Origin of the sequence: Paenibacillus antri (assembly GCF_005765165.1) — a bacterium.
Lineage (GTDB): Bacteria > Bacillota > Bacilli > Paenibacillales > YIM-B00363 > Paenibacillus_AE > Paenibacillus_AE antri.
Map to the genome: position 1 here is coordinate 341,526 of NZ_VCIW01000005.1, position 18,389 is coordinate 359,914.

Below are 18,389 nucleotides of genomic sequence, written 5' to 3' on the forward strand. Positions count from 1 at the left end.
AACGAATAGGCTATTACAGAAGGACGATTCTATTTTCACTGACATCCCATGACAAACTTGACGCGTTACATGTATAAGGAAGAGAGCGAGGAGGCGCTTTTTTATGGAAATTCTACGCGTCGGCATGATCGGCACCGGAGGCATCGCCGGGTGGCACGCCCGCCAACTGCTGGAGCTCCCCGAAGTTGAAATCGCGGCTTTGGCCGATGTGAATCCGGACAGTCTCGAACGGTTTACGGAGAAATACGGGCTTCATCGTGCCGCGGCTTATCCGGATTATCAGACGATGTTGGACGATGCCGTGCTGGATGCAGTCATCATCTGCTCGCCGCATACCGAACATTACCGGCAAGCCCGCGATGTGCTTGACAGGGGGTTGCATGTCCTCATCGAGAAGCCGATGACGTGCACATCGGCGGAGGCGGAAAACCTCATTCAAGCGGCCGAGCGGTCGGGTAAAATTCTGCAGGTGTCGTATCAGCGCCACTGTCAGCCTGAGTTTCTGTATATTCGAGATACGATCCGAAGCGGAGAGATCGGGAAGCTGACTTCCATCACCGCCTCGCTCTACCAAGGATGGCGAGAGGGGACCACGAACTCCTGGCGCCAGGATCCTTCGCTCTCCGGGGGCGGGTTCCTAATGGATTCAGGCAGCCATATTATTGACGTGCTGCTGTGGACCACAGGTCTTACTCCTGTCGAAGTGAAGACACAACTCCACCGGCAGGGCTCGCCTGTGGAAATCGACACGTTCAGCTCTATCCGTTTTGCCGAAGGCGCTATAGCTGGACTGAACCTCGTCGGGCATGCGCCATGCTGGCATGAAACCTACGTGTTCATTGGTGAAAAGGGCGGGATTTTCTTTGACAACGGAAAGATCACGCTGCGTAAAGCTGGGGAGGAGCCGGTCGTGCCGAAGCTGCCGGAGCCTGCGACGAATCAAGACAAAAGCTTTATCGATGCGATTCTTGGCCGCCACGAAGTCATGGTCCCCGGCGAATTCGCGCTCAAAGTCGTGAAATTCTCCGAAATGGTTTACCAGGCTGCAGGATACGTGCCGGACGTTATGCCTGCGTCCGACTAAGAACTAACAGCATAACCTTGATCACCGAAACGCGCCCATGCCGGCGCGTTTATTTTGACTTTACGAACACTTGACCCGTTTATCGATGCGCGGCAAGAACTTAACTCTAATGTAGAATGTTAATGAGCAGTGCAACCCGAATAAAGGCAACCGGTTTTTTTATTAAGCAAGGATATAAAGGCGATGTAAGCTGTGGATTTAAGAAGTACATTCCAATCAAACCTTCCTTAACATGAGGCGAACCGCTTGTTGAAGTAACGGGCAGTATTCATCCCTTGACATCATAATTGATCAGCGTATAATGAACATAACTATTCGATACGACATTATGCCAATGACGAGCTTCCAACTCCGAGGCGTTCCCGTCAAGCGCAGTCCATTGTGACTGTTGCCTAAGTTTACCGGCATCCGCCCGTTACCGCGGTACCAAGAGGATCGAACCGAACGCTCGGATCGATCAAATTGGGTGGCACCGCGAGCAGACGCTCCTCGTCCCAATCAGACGAGGAGCGTCTTTGTGTTTTTATCATAGGCTAAGGGGATGCGATACGATGACGAGAAAACACAATTTCAATCCGGGTCCGGCGGTGCTACCGCTCGAGGTGCTAGAGCAGGCGAGGCAAGATTTGACGGAATACGGCAGTAAAGGGATGTCGCTCATGGAGATGTCGCACCGGAGCAAGACAGTCGAGCGGATGATGGGAGAGACGGAGGAGCTGCTCAAGGAGCTACTCGACTTGCCGGACGGCTATCGTGTCTTGTTCATGGGCGGCGGCGCCAGCACGCAATTCGCATTTGTGCCGATGAATTTCCTTACCGCAGGCAAGGTTGGACAGTACGTGCTGTCGGGCAGTTTCTCGGAAAAAGCGTTCCAGGAAGCGCAAGTGATCGGCGTCGCGAATGTGTTGGCTAGCGGCATAGCCGACAAGTGGCAGAAATTGCCTGAATTGTTCGGATTTAATCCCGAAGCCCACGTAGCTTACGTCCACCTGACAACGAACAATACGATCGAAGGCACGCAGTTCCGTAATCTTCCCAATACCGGCGATGTGCCGCTTATTGCAGATATGACGAGCGATATGCTCAGCCGCAGGCTGGACTGGACGAAGCTCGGGTTGATGTACGCCGGAGCGCAAAAAAACCTCGGCCCCGCAGGCGTTACCGTCGTCATCGTGAGAGAAGACTTGCTGAAAGCTTCGACCGATGCGCGAATTCCGACGATATTCAAATACGCGACGTTCGCGAGCAACGACTCGCTGTATAACACACCGCCGGTGCACACGATCTACGTGATGAAGCTCATGCTGGAATGGACTAAACGGAAGGGCGGCCTCGTGGAGATGGAGCAGCGCAGCTTGGAGCGAAGCGATCTGTTGTACGACGTCATCGATCGAAGCGGCGGCTACTATGAAGGCTTCGCCGAACGGGCATCGCGCTCGCGGATGAACGTCACCTGGCGGATGCGGGACGAAGCGCTAGCGCGGCAATTCGTCTGCGAATCGGAGCAGGCGGGCTTCGAGGGGCTGGCGGGACATCGCAGCGTAGGCGGTCTACGCGCTTCGATCTATAATGCGTTGCCAGTTGCCGCTTGCGAGGCGTTGGCGGACTTCATGCAGGATTTTCAACGGCGGAACGGGTAGGAAGGGGGCATCGAACATGCAAGACATTCGACATATTCGCGAGAATGCGGAGCTATACCAGTGGACAGCGGAAGCCAAAGGTATCGAACTGTCGATCTCGCGCTTGCTGGAAATGGATGTGCGGCGCCGTGGGTTGATGCAGGAAATCGACCAGCTCCGTTACGCACGTAACCGGGCATCGGAGCAGATTGGCGCCTTAATGGCGCAAGGCGAAAAGGATGAAGCTGCCCGCATTAAAGCGGACGTGAAATGGAACAACGAGACGCTGGCTCATCTGGAGTCGCAGCAAGCGGAGGTCGAATCGGCGTTCAGCGAGTTGATGCAGCTCGTACCGAACCCGGTGTCGCCTGATACGCCGCCTGGACTTTCGGACAAAGACAACGTGGAAGTGAAGCGTGTCGGCGAGCCGCCGGTGTTCGACTTTGATCCGCGCGATCATGTGACGCTTGACGAGCTGCATGGCATGATCGATATCCTGCGCGGGGTTAAAATTGCGGGTGCGCGAAATTACGTGCTGAAGGGCGCCGGCTTCCATCTTCACAGAGCGGTGCAACAATTGGCGATGGGCGTGCTGGAGGAGCGTGGCTACACGCCGATGGACGTTCCGATGCTGGTGAGGGAGAACGCGCTCGTGTCGTCGGGATATTTGCCGTTGGGGCGGGATCAGATTTATGCAATAAAAGAGGAGGACAGATATCTAGTCGGGACATCGGAAGTGAGCTTGGTCGCTTATTATGGGGATGAGATCGTGGACGTGCGAGAACCGATCCGCCTATCTGCGCAGACGGCGTGCTTCCGCAGTGAGATCGGTTCGGCTGGACGGGACGTGCGCGGGCTGTATAGGGTTCATCAATTTTCGAAAGTGGAGCAGGTCGTCCTATGCAGGGCGGATCCTGAGGAATCGGAGAGCCTGCTGCAGGAACTCACGCGAAATGCGGAGAAGATTTTACAATTGCTTGAACTCCCGTACCGAGTTGTAGCAGTGTGTACCGGCGATATGTCGCAGAAAACGCACAAGCAATTCGACATCGAGACATGGATGCCAAGCCGGCAGGATTACGGGGAGACACATTCGTCGTCGAATGTGCGCGATTTTCAGGCACGGCGCGCCAACATTAGGTATCGGGATGAGAATGGCAAGCTGCAGTACTGTTATACGCTGAACAACACGGCGGTCGCCACGCCGCGCATTCTCATTCCCCTGCTGGAGAATCACCAGAGGGCGGACGGCAGCATCTACATTCCTGAAGCGCTTAGACCTTATATGAAGGGGATAAGCGCGATCGAAGTCGGGGTGGGGGCACGGTGAATTATTCTCATGCATCGTAAGAATCGATTTCGGGGTTAAGCAAACGGGGACGTTAATTTCATCACACAACTAGGACGAAGCTGCCGGCACGACCGGGCAGCTTCATTACGTTAACTGAGTAGTTTAATGGAGAGTTCCAGAACTTCTCCATTGCCATGACGTATTTAATTATGTAAGAAGATGTCGTTAGTACGGGGATTATCATAAACCGAGGTGGTGTGTGAGAATTGAATATAACCAAAATGGTTGTGGTCTCCATTGGTATTATCATACTACTCACCGGGTGTTCCGAGCCAAAATCATCAACAACGTCCTATATTATAGTTGTCGAAAAGGGAATTACAGGGGAGCAATACTGGGTGAAGGCAGTTGACCCTTACTCTAGACAACAACGTGAAATCAATTTAACAACTGACGAAATTAACGCTTGGAATCTTATAGAAGAAGGTAATGAGTATTTTGCCACTTACGAATACACATCTTTAGAAAACGGTTCAGACTTATTAAGTATTAAGCATCCTTCAAAAGTAAATGAGTAGATAAGATTGTTGATCTAACAGGGACGAGAGCGCAACAGTCAGGTCGTAATTATTGTTAGATTCCCAAGTCCAAAGATACATACGGTATGACTCATACCATTAACCTAGGAGCATCGTATATTACTAACGTAGGGGCTTGGGAAGCAGTATTTTGCGAACCAGATTATTACGGCAAAATCGATTGAGCTATCGGGTACGTTAGCATCAAACAACCGGGACGAAGCTGTTGGCACAATCGACAGCTTCATTGCGTTAACTGGGCAGGATTGCTTCATCGATTGTCGAACCCTTTCGTTTTTGAATATTTTTATACTTGGGCGGGGACAGGGCATGGAAATTAAGATACGAGAAATCGAAGCAAATGATTATACTGAAGTTGTTTTCTTATGGAACGATGTACTTGGTGTTCGTACTGTTACGGATGAGAACTTTCGCATTACGATGGAACAGATGATTAAAGCCGGTAATTACAAAACGTTTGTAGCGTTACTTGAGAATCATGTTGTTGGTTTCATATCAATCGTACATGCATTAGCTGTAGGGTCTGTGAATGGTTATCTGCATATAACCGGCCTTGCTGTTCATAATGATTTTCGGCGTCATAGGATAGGCTCTGAACTGCTGAGATACACTGAAAATTTTGCGAAAGACAGCGGAATATCCAACATTATTCTATGTACTGGGATGAGGCGAACCGATGCCCATGCTTTCTATGAGCATAATGGCTATGACAAAGATTCATACTGCTTTGATAAGATTATTAAACTTGACTAATGAATACCCATTTTACGTTACTCTAAACATTCCTGTATAGCCTAAGAAATGGGCTTTGTTAAAAAAGGAGCGCCTCGGTATGATGGGTTTGTCCACGGGTTCGAAACCCAACACCATCAAGGAGGCGCTCTTATCTATGAAGTTTAAGCAAACGGACGGACAAAATCAACGGATTGAACGAATTACCACTTCTCATCTTGTCGTGGGAATCGACATGGCGAAAGATATCCACGTAGCACAAGCAACAAACTTCCGGGGCATTGTACTTTCAAATAAGCACTTATCTTTCAAGAACATAATTGAAGGATATGAAAAACTCCAACGTTGGATGGAGGGCCTGCTGCAGAAGCACCGGCTGAAGAGTATTATCATCGGGATGGAGCCGACGGGGCATTATTGGTATAACCTTGCGAATTGGTTAGTTGATCAAGGGCTACACGTTGTGTTGGTCAATCCAGCAACGACGAAACGGAACAAGGAAAACCGTGATAACAGCCCCTCAAAAAGTGATCCGAAGGACGCGCTAGTTATCTCCGATGTCGTAAGCCGCGGTTACTATTACGAATACACTCGCCAAGCCACCGACTTCCAAAGACTACGCACGATCATGAGCGATCGGGAATTTTGGGTGACGAACAGTGTCCGACTGCAGAACCGGATTGTTCGCTGGTTGGATATTCGTTTCCCAGAGTATGCTTCGGTCTTTAAGGATTGGACCTGCCCTCGATCAATAGCGACACTCAAAGAATTCCCTACTCCTAAAGAACTTAAGGAGCGATCCGCGGCCGAGGTCATTACAAGTTGGCGTAAGCATATGAAGCGGGCGGGCGGTACAACAGGCACTCAGAGAGCCGCAGAGCTCATTTTCCTAGCTCGCCAAAGTGTCGGGGATACGACTGCACTAGAGGAGGCAAAACAGGATCTCCGTCGCTTGGTAGAAGAGTTTGAGCGCATCTCCGACATATTGAACACGATCGAGATGGACATTGAGGCTGTACTAAACGACATTCCTATGGCGAACCAAATGAGGTCTTTAAAAGGTCTTGGACCCATCTATGTTGCAGCCATTTTGTCTGGTGCAGGTGACTTGAGGCAGTACGCTCATGGGCGCCAGTTGCTTCGAAAAGCCGGTTTAAACCTGGCTGAAAGTATGTCGGGCAAGCGAAAAGGGGAGATCGTACTCTCAAAACGCGGGGATGCAAAACTGCGGAAATATCTATACCTCGCTACACTAACACTGGTCGGAACCAACCCCGTCTTTCGACAGTTACACGAGAACAACGTCCAAGTGAAACATATAGGGAAACAACAGTCTGTCTTTAAACTGCTCGGGAAGCTGGCACGAATTCTGATTGGCATGGTTCAAAACGGCGAATCATTCACTCCTGAAAAGACAGTTCAATCCTTCACTAAAGCAGCCTAACTGTCACGTATGCTGACTCATTCGTAGGATTTCGGACAAAGAAAGCACGGAGGACCGAGTTCGTACCCGATAAGGGCTCAGACCCATCAGCTAAACGCTATCGGTCTCCACACCTTGGATAAGTGTAACGAAGGAATGTTAGGGCGTAGACCCGTTGAGCCGTGGGATGGTAAACTACCAGGGAGATTGTGGAGGATGCGTGCAGTAAACCAGCAACTTGGGGAAATGTTCCAAGGTGTGCGTTTCCTTTATTTCCGCATGCCCAACATTGGGGCCGGACGGGTATGTCGACAGCTTTCCCTAGCAATTCATATTTTCAAGGTAACGAAATCCTGCGAATGACTGAGTTTACGTGAGATAAACCCTTAAAACCGAGGGACGGGTACAAGAGCGCAGCGGTGGAACCGATCCATCGCTTCATCTGTTGCTGTGCACCGCCGCTAAACACAAACTGGGCAGGATAATGCAAGCATTTAGACGAAATTATTGCTTGAATATTATATGTATATTGCTTTTTGGGAGAGAGGAACTTGAAATGAATAAAGATAAACTATGCTTAGAAATAAAAGAAGCAGAAGAGTCCCGGTTGAAAATCCTCGTTACTCAGTTTTCACCTGGTAATCCTCTGTTTCAATACAACCGATATGCCACACAAAAGAGGGGTGAGGGACTATATTTAATCGCTTGGCATAATAACACCCCTATTGGCCATTTCTTACTACGATGGAGTGGTCCTAATGATGAGCCTGTAACTAAATTAGTGGATATTACCCATAGTGCTTTCTTAGAAGCTGGGTTAACAGTATATGAATATCGGAGAAAAGGTGTTGCAACAGCCATCATCCAAGAAGCCGAACGTTTAGCAAAAGAAATGGGTTGTAAGGAAATAAAGGAATCGGAACCGAAGTTGTGATTTATATGCAAAAGAAGTTTGATTGATTAAATGGTTTATAAGAACTATATTCCTGACTTATTGACGGGGCGTTGAAGCAAAATAGGTTGCATTAAAGTCCTTGATATACAAGGATTTTTTTGTTATGCAATCACTTTTGCTTCATTTTTTTATTGAACCAAAAGTGGTTGCATAATGTATTTTTGAAGCAAAACATATTGCATAATAGACAGCTTGGATTTATTCTATAATTGTCAGATATTATCGAAATATGGGTGGAATATGAAAACTCCGATTCCTATAACTAAAGCTGAGAAAGTTAGAGGATACTGGGAAGGATTCAGTCCCAAACTTAAGCGCGATGTATTTTTTACAAGCGATCTTGAGTATGACTACTGGCTTTGGGTTGAAACAGATCCGAACATTATTTCTTTTTGTGAAAGACCCCGTAAAGTAAGTGATTTAATCGGTAGTAAAACCATGGAATCCGTTATGAGCATGTGGATAAAATATCATGACCAATCTGAACATTATATTAAAGTAAAACCCTCCTATGTTCGAAATCCAATTCTTTCTAAGAAACTGGATAAAGAAATTCAAATTGAACAAAAATGGTGCGAGCAAAATAACGCGAACTATAAAACTGTCGAAGAGGAATCAATTCGCTCTAATCCATTGCTATTATCAAACAAAAAATTGCTTATATCCTTTGTATGCAACAGATCGCAGCCAATAGACACCGATTACCTCCGGATCAAAAAATTTATTTCGAGCGGTAGATATTCATTACAGGATATACACCTTCATTTCGCTGATAAAATTGCGCCAGCTCGAATTACGGAAGCTTTATGTTGGATGATATACCAAGGTAAAGTACAAAGCAATTTAGACATTGTGCCCTTAGGTTCAAGGATGGAGGTGTGGCTTCATGACTAAAAGGAAGGTTATCGAAAATGAAAATTTCGGTTCGGCTATCGATATATCCTCCTGGCCCAATGTGCTAGTGGATAATTTGTCTGAAGAGGATCAAAAGACATACTACAATCGAAGAAAAGCGGTTGAAATGTACTTTCAAATTAAAACGCATGAGCAAATCATGAAAGCAACTGGGATCCATCGCAATATTGTCACTAAATTGGTGAAGCGATGTCTGGAGACGGATTCGGAAAACATCGTATGGGGATTCAGGGCATTAATTCCAAGAAAAAGAATCAACTCATACAAACGAGAAACTTTGCCGGAATCAAGACCCAGTAACCCCAACCCGAACAAAAATGGAGCATTTATGCTATTGCTCGAAACTTACTCAGATCTAAAAGACGAAATTCACACATTATTTTTCAAGCAAAAAAACAGATCCGCCTCTGACCCAGTGATCAAGACGAAATATATTCATAAACAATTTATCCAAAAATGCCGAGATTTGGGGTTGAAGGCTCCAAACGATTACCCCTTTAATACCTCAGAAATGGGCAGACGAAGTCTTTATAATTACATAAAGAAATTAGAAGCGCAATACATGAACGAAGCATCTGAAAGATATGGGAAAGAAGCCTCCCAATTAATTCGCTCCACCGGGGCGGGGGATAACTATCGTCATATCGTACGGCCTTATGAACAAGTCCAATTCGACGGACACAAGATAGATTTGGCCATTACTCTTGTGCTTTACACCCCGGAAGGCGATGAAATCTTAACGGTAATTGACCGGATCTGGCTGCTTGCCATTATTGATGTCGGGACTAGAGCGGTTCTTGGGTATCATGTGAGCTACAACAAAGAATATACCTCAAATGATGTACTGCATTGCATACGTAACGCCATTGTCCCGTGGAAACCCAAAAAACTCACGATTCCCGGTTTAACATATCCTGAGAAAGGCGGGTTCCCCTCAGGTATTATACAAGAAGTTGCATGGGCATTATGGGATGAAATACTGTATGACCAAGCTCAAGCCAATCTTTCCAATATTGTAAAGGATCGCTTGAAACAAGTCGTGAAATGCAGAGTAAACCCGGGAAAAGTCAGTTGTCCGATTAGGAGAAGCCATATCGAACGGCTTTTTGGACTTTTTGAGGAGAATGGTTTTCACCGATTGCCGAATACAACCGGTAGCCACCCGAAAGATCCTCGAAGAAATGAACCAGAAAAAAAGGCGATAAAATTCAAAATTACTGCCCAACATCTCGAAGAACTGATCGATGTGTTAATTGCAGATTATAATGCGACACCGCATGAAGGAGTAAACTATGCTACTCCCTTGGATGCAATGAAACAAAGATTACAGAGGTTTACGGTCAATCAAATGCCTGAGGAACAAAGAAATGAGGTAGTCTTCTTGTCATTAAAAGCTAGCCGGCAAATAAAAGGGGACGTGCGGATTGGAAGACGCCCATATATTCAATACGAGAATGTCCGTTATACGAATGAGCTGTTAGCAAAATCACCGGGATTGATCGGGAAAAAGGTTGATTTAATGGTTAATGTCGATGATCTTCGGGTTTTAAGAGCCTACCTGCCGGATGGTGCAGAACTCGGGAAACTAAAGGCAATGGGAAAATGGGGGCTAACACCACATACCCTGCAAGTCAGACAAGAGATTTTTAAACTTAAAAGGTTGAAATTGCTTCATTTTACTTCATCAGACGATCCAATCAAAGTTTATCAACGATTTCTGGAAGAAGGAGCCAAAACCAAGAAAAGAAACGCAAGCAAAGCTTATGAGATGGAACGAAATCAGGTTCGAAATAAGGATAGCGATGTTTCTCCAACTCCGCCGGATCAAGTAATTGAGAAACTTGAGTCGACAGAAGAAAAGAAGGAAAATACAAAAACCTTTGAACCCAAACCTTCAACCCGGAATCTGCGAAAAACGATGATTTATTAAAAGGGGAAACGATCGTGCAAACTTCTTTATTTAATCATCAATCAAGCCAACGTCCTTTTCTGCCTCAAGATACACATCCGATTGAAACTGGGAAATATAACATACCAACCAACGAGATTAACAAGCTTTACGAAAAGGTTAAAAACAGCATTCAAAATCGATTACCTGGAACTGTCGTTCATGGAAGACCGCGCCTGGGCAAGACGAGAGCAATTTCTTATTTAGTTAATACGTTACCCGCTGATTTTGGAAATATGCCCATATATACTTTACTGTGCCGGGAGCATTCAAAGCCGAATGAGGATGTTTTTTTCACGGAAATCTTAAAAGATGTCGGGCATGGTTTATTTGCTTCGGGTAAAGCTACAGCCAAAAGGGATCGCCTTATGAAATTTTTGTTGGAACGTGCGGATGCAGCCGGCCAGAGTCGTACAGTATTCTTTATTGATGATGCACAGAGACTCCACGAACTGCAATATAACTGGCTAATGGATATATGTAATGAATTAGACAGGCACGGAGTAAATCTGACGGTGTTCTTGGTCGGACAGAATGAACTGCTCAATCAGCGGTCTGTATTTTTTGAGGAAGAAAAGTATCAGATCATAGGGCGTTTTATGGTTGAACCGTATAAATTTTATGGTGTCAGAACGTTGGAGGATCTCTACGAATGCCTGTTATGCTACGATGAAGATTCTATCTTTCCAGCTGATAGCGGGTGGTCATTTACGAGATACTACTTTCCGAAGCCTTTCGAACAAGATTTTCGCCTTCATAAATACGCGGCTGAGTTACACGATGTTTTTATAACTCTTCGGCAGGAAGCCGGCATCGGTAAACCTTTTGAAATCCCAATGCAATACCTCACAAGAACAGTGGAGTACGTATTAAGAAGATATGGGTGCGAGGGGGAAGACGTAAACGATATTACTCGTAACCAATGGAAAACAGCAATAAAAGGTTCAGGTTATATTGAAGCGGAAATTTATCGTGCGCCGGAATGAAAGAATGGGGTAGGCCAAATGACAGGAACAAAAATAGATTACCATTATACCTGGAGAAAAGAATGGATATCGCCTTATGAATCTTTATGGGGGATACTCGAAAAATTTAAATTTGCAAATTCCGCGACTGTAAAAGACATTTTCAATGTGTTCGGAACTGACTATGTCAAAAATCTAAAAACACATATCATAAGCAAGAAACATCGCGAATGCATACATTTATCCGGGTTAGATGGGGATTTGGTAGAGTCCGTTTTCTTACAACCTATTATAAAAATAAATGAACGATATATTGAACAAATGGTTGGTAGTCTACCCAGATCCCACAGTATGCGCTCTTATATCAGAGACGAACTTTACTTTTGTCCGGAATGCATCAAAACGGGACATCATAGCCTATTTCATCAATTTAAACTTCTGCACGAATGCCCGTATCACCAGATTCCTTTGCATAAGGGATGTGTGAGCTGCAAGAAGTCACTCCCCTTTGAATTATCGGACAATTTTACAAAAGAGCCTTTTCGATGTTTATGTGGTCAATCGTTTTTAGAAGAAAAGATAGAAAAATCCTATTTACCTGCTTGGAACCAGGTTTCACTTAACGATCTAAGATCAATAGAAATGATTACTTGGTTAAATTTTGACGGTTGGCAGCTTTCTCGTCTAAAAAGCCTCCATTTTCCATTGAATCTTGATTTAGAGGAATGCTCAGGTTTTATGGACTATGTATTATCCGTACTAAACCCGGAACACCAAACAAAAAGTAAAGAAATCCATACTATTGTAAAATCGGCACCATATATACGGAAATTAAAAGGCGAAGAGGAGAATGGAAAGGGTAAATCAAACTATATCTTAAAAAGATTCCAATTATATGATGTCGTTTACGAATCCTCGGTTCAGACGGTTCAAAGTATAGCATCATACGTTAAAAAATCAATTCTCGGGACTCATCGATCCTGCTTGGAAAGACTATTCAAAGCGAACTTATCCAACGATCCAATATGCCCATATGCACTTGCCTACGCACATTGGATGAAATTTGTAATGGGATACGAAAACCTATGGATCATTAAAAGAGCTACTCATTATCGGAAGTATCCTAGCAGGATTGAATTTGGTTCAAAACAAGATGATTATTATTTAACTAATCTTTTTTACGATTTGAGGATCGGTTTCTTGGAGGAAAGCTTTGCGGCTGTGAAATGGATATTTAACCGACTTATTGGCCTTTTGATATGGAACCATTTTATGAATTGGCTATCGGTTTCACAAGAATCTTCCGAAAAAAGGTTAGAGTACAGAAGGATTCCATTCAAACAAGAAAATGTCCCTTTTTATATTTTGGTTATTCCTGATAATAAAAATGAACCGCTTGAATATCATTGGTGGGGCCAAAAATCTTCTACCCCCAATTTGGTCTGCCCATTCTCTTCTAGGAAGAGTAACTCTTGGTAGCTGTTTAATTATTTATTAATATTCGCGGGGTTTAGTCCAATATTGGTTGGGAAACGGATCTTGAAAACGGGTATTATCTCATCGATCTTTACCTAAAAGTAGTTTCTCACGCTATGCAAGGTGCATAATTGCCTTAACCTAAAGTATCTTCATAAAACAAATATGTAACTATATAAAAAACAATCCTAGTCCTTTTGCGCCATGAGTTATTGTCGAATTGTTAGTTTGTACATAAATATCATACTGTACAAAATAACCGGAGCGAGTAGTGTTAAAAATACCTTGAACTTTGCACTTGCAGTTGCAAGGATTATGACCATATTTGCATGGAATCTAAAGTGGTTATTGAAGAGATGATCCATAAAATATGGTTCGATTAGAGGCAAATAATGAAGGGACAGATGTCCTCAGTGGCCTTTTAACTCGGGCGCCTTGTTACATTAATCCATTAAGAAAGCGCTAACAGGTGCACAAGTAGCCTTTTCATGCGTCGACGTTGTCTCCTCGTGTTTTCACTTATTCAATACGTTGATAACTTATACGTACCCCCTCGTTATACTATAAATTCCACGAAACTCGGCGCTCGCAGCAAGCCTGTCCGAGTCCAATTCCGCATCCTCACGCGCACCCTAATCCGTGGCTCTACGTAGACATTGGTGCTATCCTCTCCGGTAATTAATGGTCCTACAACGCCTCTAAATGCTTTCTTCGCTCTCGGAGGTACACCGAGTTATATTACGCCGGCAGGCCGCAATTTACCGCCATCGCCGTACACCGCTGCCAGCCATCCGAACTTCTGCTTACGCCATCCCGTTATATAAACGTCAGCATACGTCCAATTAATGATTTGTAGCCAATTGGGGCTGCGCTCGCTGACATAGACGGACCCTTTCCGCTTAGCAACGACACCCTCCATATTTCGCGTTTTAATCGCGTCAAACATCGCCTTACCCGTGCCGTCAACTGTAAGTAACGATCGGAATGCCGGCGACTCATCATACACGTCCACAATGGTCCGCTGGCGTTCAGTAAGTGGCTCCTTGCGCAAATCCATGACTTCGTTACCGTGCCGTGTGAATATGCGTATTTCGCCGTTGTAGCACGTAATTATGGCACGATGACCGTCTATTTTCGGTTGGAATACGTAGCGCTCGTCGTCGAACGGGGCGGGCGCTATCTCCAGTAACATAGGCGATATAAAATCGAGCATAAAAACACCTCTTCCTCAATTATATCGCGTTGGCTATGGAGAAGAGGCGGTAAGTTATGGGGGGGTCAATGAAAATAAAAGTATGAGATTAAAAAATTTTCTTTCATTGATTATGGTATCTTGGGAGCTTCGGTGGCCTATTCAGATAATCCGATAAAATTATAATCAAAGCAGCGGCAGATACATGACTTTTCATTAATCCATGCCTGCACGAAAGAACAGTTGCGAGCCTTCATTGTCTAGCGGTTATGTAACCTCATTCGTCTAGAACGAGGAGTTGGGTCTGTTGGATCCCGGTCATGAGCCTCTCGAGTGTGCCCGCTCTTTTGGCTTCAGTACTAACGCACTGGTTGCCTTTTTTCAACCGGCGCAGGTAAAGCCCGTTTACAACGGAGAGTTCTTTTGAGTGGTAACTGATTTACCAAATTGATAATAAATGTTTCAACCAGCGGAGGGGACTACTAATACGGAGGTGATGAGTAAAATCGATCACTGTTTAGAAAAATAAAGGTGATTTGCTCTTGTGTATGCAATCTTTTTAGTTATGAGGTGTGAAAATGTTGTCAACTGAACGACGATCGGTTTATGCAATATGGATTAGTTTATTTAGCAACATTGTATTAACGATCTTAAAGTTTGTCGTTGGTTTTTTATTCAGCAGTCAGGTTCTTATTGCGGATGGGGTGCATAACGCTGGTGATGTTTTTGCAACGGCCGCTGCACTCGTTTCGATGATGGTTTCCAAACGCGACCCTGATCTTGAACATCCTTATGGGCACGGAAAAGCGGAGGTAATAGGGGCTGGTTTCGTCGCTGTTATATTAGTGATGGCTGCCTTGTACATAGGATATCACTCGGCATTGGCATTATGGGAGCCGCCTCATGCGGCGAATTGGCTCGTGTTCGGTGCGGCCGCTTTGTCTCTTGTTTGGAAACAATGGCTGTATATGTATACGATGCGAATCGGAAGGGAAATAAAAAGCAGCGGTTTAGTTGCGACCGCATACGATCATTTGGCAGATGTTTATGCTTCCATTGCAGCTGTATTTGGTATCGGACTTTCCATGGCCGGAGAATATTTCGGCATTAGATTTTTAACATACGGCGATCCTGTTGCGGGGATTGTCGTTGCGTTCCTGGTGCTTCGGCTGGCGATACATATGGGGCGTTCCTCCATCGACATTTTGATGGAAAAAAATATCGATGAAGATAAAATGAAGCAACTGAAGGCGATCGTTCTCTCGGTACCATGGGTAAAAAGGATTGATCGGATTCGTGCCAGGGAGCATGGACATTACATAATAGCTGATGTCCGAGTCGCAATACCTGCCGAACTCAGCGTGGCGGAGGGACATGACGTAACGCGCCGCATTAAACACAGTATTCAAGAACAGATGGTGGAAGTAAGTGAAGTGCTAGTGCACATAAACCCATGGTACGAAGGAACGGAACCAAAGAAGGTTTAAAATTTGCATCAATCAAAAAATTCATTAGAATATAATTGACATTTCCCAACGGTTGAAATAATATAACAATCAAATATTAGTTTGAGTGAATGGAGGGGCACATAGGTCAACATTTGAAATCTCTACGACAGTATCTTCATTACAGTGCCGAATCCCTTTATTATTCCATGGCGCATTTCATTGGATCTTGGGCGTGGGCCGAATATTTTTCCATATTCGCAAGCTTCAAGGCAGCAGCGCTCCGTGCGTTTAGGGATATGGAATGTATTCCGGTTCAAATTGAAAATAACAAGGCCGATGTTGGTGCTTGGTACGGCAAAATGACTTTCTGGTTGATCGCCATGAATTAATGGAGACGACTGCAGCGTACAGTGTGGAACCTGAGATTTTTCCCGGAATGGCACACGATATGATGTTGGAGAAGGATTGAGCGGCTGTGGATAGGAAAGTGACGGAGTGCCTCACTGTGTTTCCTTTATAAAAAAACACTCTCGATCATTCAAATACTTTTTTTCTTATGATAATGTGGACAAAATAAGCTTGATAAAATATCAAAGGTGGAGAAACCTTATGTCTATCGCGTTAATTCTTAGTGCTATTGGAACTTTTGTCGTTACAAACATCGATGACATTTTCGTGCTAATGATCTTTTTTGCTCAGATCGAGAAGGCACGTCATGCGAATATTGTTCTTGGGCAATACCTTGGGTTCGGGCTTTTGGTTTTGATCAGCATACTTGGCGCCTTCGGCTTCACTTTTCTGCCACCGGAATGGACCGGATTTCTTGGGCTGATACCTATAATTCTCGGGATTCGGATGTTCCTGAAAAAAGAGGAAGAAGATGAGGCGGAAGAGGCTCTAGAGAAATTGGGCGATGTAAAGACCCAGGCCTCGAACAATCGATTGTTTGGGCCATTGACCGGCAAAGTGGCTGCCATTACTTTTGCGAACGGCGGGGATAACCTGGGGATATATATTCCGTATTTTACGACGCAGGGTACCGGCTCCCTTATATATATCGCGGTTATATTTTTAGTTATGGTGGCGGTTTGGTGTTTCTTCGGTTACCGTCTCGCGCGTTTTCCAGCCATCTTAAAGGTATTGCAGAAATACGGCAGTGTCATCGTGCCGCTTGTTTTTATCGCCTTAGGTATTTCGATCATGGTTCACGGTGATTCATTTGAATATTTGATCGGGCTATTTAGGTAATTTTGATGACATATTAAAACTCAAACTGGGGGCTGAGACAATGGTGTTAAGGGATGAAATTCAAGACATTGAGTTGTTGGTGATTGGCGGCGGTTCAGGGGGGTATGTTGCTGCAATAAGAGCAGCGCAGCTGGGTAAAAAAGTGGTGCTCGTTGAAAAATCGGAGATGGGCGGCGTATGTCTTAACTGCGGCTGTATTCCGTCTAAAGCACTCATCTCCGCTGCCCACCGGTACGTACACATGCGTAATTCCGGTATCACCGGATTAAAAGCCATCGATGTGGAGATTGACTTCGCTCAAATTCAGCACTGGAAGCAATCAGAGGTAGTTAACCGGCTTAAGACAGGTATACATTCGTTGATGAAGAAACACAAGATCACGGTATTCAAAGGGGAGGCAGAATTTATTAGTGATAGAGAAGCTCGGGTTTATAATGAGCAAGAAACGCTTCGTTTCCGTTTTGAAAATTGTATTGTTGCCGTTGGTTCCCGGCCGATCGAATTAAAACCATTCCCTTACGGTGGTCGAATCTTGTCATCGACCGAGGCGTTAAATTTAGAGGAGATTCCCAAGCGTCTGATTGTCATCGGTGGAGGATACATTGGCATCGAACTTGGGCAAATGTACGCGAAGTTCGGATCGCAAGTGACGGTACTGGAAGGGACACCAAACATACTGCCTGGATTCGAAAAAGACATTACCCGCGTTATCAGCAAACATCTGGATACCCTTGGTACGACCGTGTACACAGATGCTATGGCACAATCCGCCACGCAAACGGATGAAGACATAACCGTTACATTCACCGTAAATAAAGAGCAAAAACAAGTGACTGCAGACTATGTGTTGGTCACAGTCGGCCGCCGGCCAAACACGGACGGGGGGCTTGGATTAGACCGGATCGGCGTAAAGATCGGCGAACGCGGACTTGTTGAAGTCGATCAACAGGGTCGAACATCCATTCCAAACATTTATGCAATAGGCGATATTATCCCCGGTCCTGCACTGGCACATAAGGCATCTTATGAAGGAAAAATCGTTGCCGAAGCGATAACAGGGCTGCCGAGCATTTTCGACTACAAGGTCATCCCGGCTGTCGTCTTTTCCGATCCCGAGATTGCCGCTGTGGGCCTAAGCGAAACCGAGGCGAAGGAGCGAGGGTTTGAAGTGATGGTTGGCAAGTTCCCTTTCGCGGCCAATGCGCGAGCGCTATCCTTAACGGCGTCCGAAGGCTTTGTCAAGCTTGTTGGCGATAAGAAAACAGGGCTCATCCTTGGCGGGCAAATCGTCGGCACAAACGCATCTGATCTGATTCCGGAGATCGCCCTGGCAATCGAAATGGGAACGACTATGGAAGATTTGGCTCTTACGATCCATGCGCATCCGACACTTGGGGAACTGTCAGCTGAAGCTGCCGAGGTGGCTCTCGGCTATCCCATTCATATTTAAGGATTTTCCTTTTGACAAAACTCTCCGACGAGGTATATGATAAT

General features: G+C 45.3%; 15 protein-coding genes. 14 read left to right on the plus strand and 1 reads right to left on the minus strand.

Going from position 1 to position 18,389, the window contains the following annotated elements:
- Window positions 1–103 precede the first annotated feature (103 nt).
- From FE782_RS11095 to FE782_RS11145, 11 genes are all read left to right on the plus strand, one after another.
- Window positions 104–1,084 (plus strand): Gfo/Idh/MocA family protein, encoded by a 981-nt coding sequence (locus tag FE782_RS11095; protein ID WP_138194151.1) that lies wholly within the window; start codon window positions 104–106, stop codon window positions 1,082–1,084.
- Between the two features lie 551 nt (window positions 1,085–1,635).
- Window positions 1,636–2,724 carry a 3-phosphoserine/phosphohydroxythreonine transaminase gene (gene serC / locus FE782_RS11100; RefSeq protein ID WP_138194152.1) on the plus strand — a complete coding sequence of 363 codons (1,089 nt, stop codon included), beginning with the start codon at window positions 1,636–1,638 and terminating at the stop codon, window positions 2,722–2,724.
- A gap of 16 nt (window positions 2,725–2,740) precedes the next feature.
- Complete coding sequence (serS, locus tag FE782_RS11105; protein WP_138194153.1) at window positions 2,741–4,033, plus strand: serine--tRNA ligase; 1,293 nt, start codon at window positions 2,741–2,743, stop codon at window positions 4,031–4,033.
- A 359-nt stretch (window positions 4,034–4,392) separates the two neighbouring features.
- On the plus strand, window positions 4,393–4,572 hold the full coding sequence (locus FE782_RS11110) for a hypothetical protein (RefSeq protein WP_138194154.1): 180 nt from the start codon (window positions 4,393–4,395) through the stop codon (window positions 4,570–4,572).
- A gap of 330 nt (window positions 4,573–4,902) precedes the next feature.
- Window positions 4,903–5,346: a GNAT family N-acetyltransferase gene (locus FE782_RS11115; protein ID WP_138194155.1), complete on the plus strand. Its 444-nt coding sequence runs from the start codon at window positions 4,903–4,905 to the stop codon at window positions 5,344–5,346.
- A gap of 136 nt (window positions 5,347–5,482) precedes the next feature.
- Window positions 5,483–6,769 carry an IS110 family RNA-guided transposase gene (locus FE782_RS11120; RefSeq protein ID WP_138194156.1) on the plus strand — a complete coding sequence of 429 codons (1,287 nt, stop codon included), beginning with the start codon at window positions 5,483–5,485 and terminating at the stop codon, window positions 6,767–6,769.
- Window positions 6,770–7,304: 535 nt separating this feature from the next.
- The gene (locus tag FE782_RS11125) at window positions 7,305–7,682 is read left to right on the plus strand and encodes a GNAT family N-acetyltransferase (protein ID WP_158299342.1); all 378 of its coding nucleotides are present in this window, start codon (window positions 7,305–7,307) and stop codon (window positions 7,680–7,682) included.
- A gap of 261 nt (window positions 7,683–7,943) precedes the next feature.
- On the plus strand, window positions 7,944–8,597 hold the full coding sequence (locus tag FE782_RS11130) for a PDDEXK family nuclease (RefSeq protein ID WP_138194158.1): 654 nt from the start codon (window positions 7,944–7,946) through the stop codon (window positions 8,595–8,597).
- On the plus strand, window positions 8,590–10,548 hold the full coding sequence (locus tag FE782_RS11135) for a TnsB C-terminal domain-containing protein (protein WP_138194159.1): 1,959 nt from the start codon (window positions 8,590–8,592) through the stop codon (window positions 10,546–10,548). Before FE782_RS11130 ends, FE782_RS11135 begins: the two co-directional genes overlap by 8 nt.
- Window positions 10,549–10,562: 14 nt before the next feature.
- Window positions 10,563–11,552 (plus strand): ATP-binding protein, encoded by a 990-nt coding sequence (locus FE782_RS11140; RefSeq protein ID WP_238392423.1) that lies wholly within the window; start codon window positions 10,563–10,565, stop codon window positions 11,550–11,552.
- 18 nt (window positions 11,553–11,570) lie between these two features.
- A complete protein-coding gene (locus tag FE782_RS11145) occupies window positions 11,571–13,010 on the plus strand; it encodes a TniQ family protein (RefSeq protein ID WP_138194161.1) in 1,440 nt (479 codons plus the stop codon).
- A gap of 730 nt (window positions 13,011–13,740) precedes the next feature.
- Here FE782_RS11145 and FE782_RS11150 read toward each other — a convergent pair.
- Complete coding sequence (locus tag FE782_RS11150) at window positions 13,741–14,220, minus strand: hypothetical protein (RefSeq protein WP_338016888.1); 480 nt, start codon at window positions 14,218–14,220, stop codon at window positions 13,741–13,743.
- 557 nt (window positions 14,221–14,777) lie between these two features.
- Between FE782_RS11150 and FE782_RS11155 the strand changes: the two genes are divergently transcribed.
- From FE782_RS11155 to lpdA, 3 genes are all read left to right on the plus strand, one after another.
- Window positions 14,778–15,686: a cation diffusion facilitator family transporter gene (locus tag FE782_RS11155; protein ID WP_138194162.1), complete on the plus strand. Its 909-nt coding sequence runs from the start codon at window positions 14,778–14,780 to the stop codon at window positions 15,684–15,686.
- A 570-nt stretch (window positions 15,687–16,256) separates the two neighbouring features.
- Window positions 16,257–16,895 carry a cadmium resistance transporter gene (locus FE782_RS11160; RefSeq protein WP_138194163.1) on the plus strand — a complete coding sequence of 213 codons (639 nt, stop codon included), beginning with the start codon at window positions 16,257–16,259 and terminating at the stop codon, window positions 16,893–16,895.
- A 40-nt stretch (window positions 16,896–16,935) separates the two neighbouring features.
- Window positions 16,936–18,345 (plus strand): dihydrolipoyl dehydrogenase, encoded by a 1,410-nt coding sequence (lpdA, locus tag FE782_RS11165; protein ID WP_138194164.1) that lies wholly within the window; start codon window positions 16,936–16,938, stop codon window positions 18,343–18,345.
- Window positions 18,346–18,389: the final 44 nt, after the last annotated feature.

Bases quoted from the DNA above. Each gene is read 5' to 3' on its own strand.
- lpdA (WP_138194164.1), top strand. From the start codon at position 16,936: ATGGTGTTAAGGGATGAAATTCAAGACATTGAGTTGTTGGTGATTGGC.
- serC (WP_138194152.1), top strand. From the start codon at position 1,636: ATGACGAGAAAACACAATTTCAATCCGGGTCCGGCGGTGCTACCGCTC.
- FE782_RS11120 (WP_138194156.1), top strand. From the start codon at position 5,483: ATGAAGTTTAAGCAAACGGACGGACAAAATCAACGGATTGAACGAATT.
- FE782_RS11095 (WP_138194151.1), top strand. From the start codon at position 104: ATGGAAATTCTACGCGTCGGCATGATCGGCACCGGAGGCATCGCCGGG.
- FE782_RS11135 (WP_138194159.1), top strand. From the start codon at position 8,590: ATGACTAAAAGGAAGGTTATCGAAAATGAAAATTTCGGTTCGGCTATC.
- FE782_RS11155 (WP_138194162.1), top strand. From the start codon at position 14,778: ATGTTGTCAACTGAACGACGATCGGTTTATGCAATATGGATTAGTTTA.
- FE782_RS11145 (WP_138194161.1), top strand. From the start codon at position 11,571: ATGACAGGAACAAAAATAGATTACCATTATACCTGGAGAAAAGAATGG.
- FE782_RS11150 (WP_338016888.1), bottom strand. From the start codon at position 14,220: ATGCTCGATTTTATATCGCCTATGTTACTGGAGATAGCGCCCGCCCCG.
- serS (WP_138194153.1), top strand. From the start codon at position 2,741: ATGCAAGACATTCGACATATTCGCGAGAATGCGGAGCTATACCAGTGG.
- FE782_RS11125 (WP_158299342.1), top strand. From the start codon at position 7,305: ATGAATAAAGATAAACTATGCTTAGAAATAAAAGAAGCAGAAGAGTCC.
- FE782_RS11160 (WP_138194163.1), top strand. From the start codon at position 16,257: ATGTCTATCGCGTTAATTCTTAGTGCTATTGGAACTTTTGTCGTTACA.
- FE782_RS11130 (WP_138194158.1), top strand. From the start codon at position 7,944: ATGAAAACTCCGATTCCTATAACTAAAGCTGAGAAAGTTAGAGGATAC.
- FE782_RS11115 (WP_138194155.1), top strand. From the start codon at position 4,903: ATGGAAATTAAGATACGAGAAATCGAAGCAAATGATTATACTGAAGTT.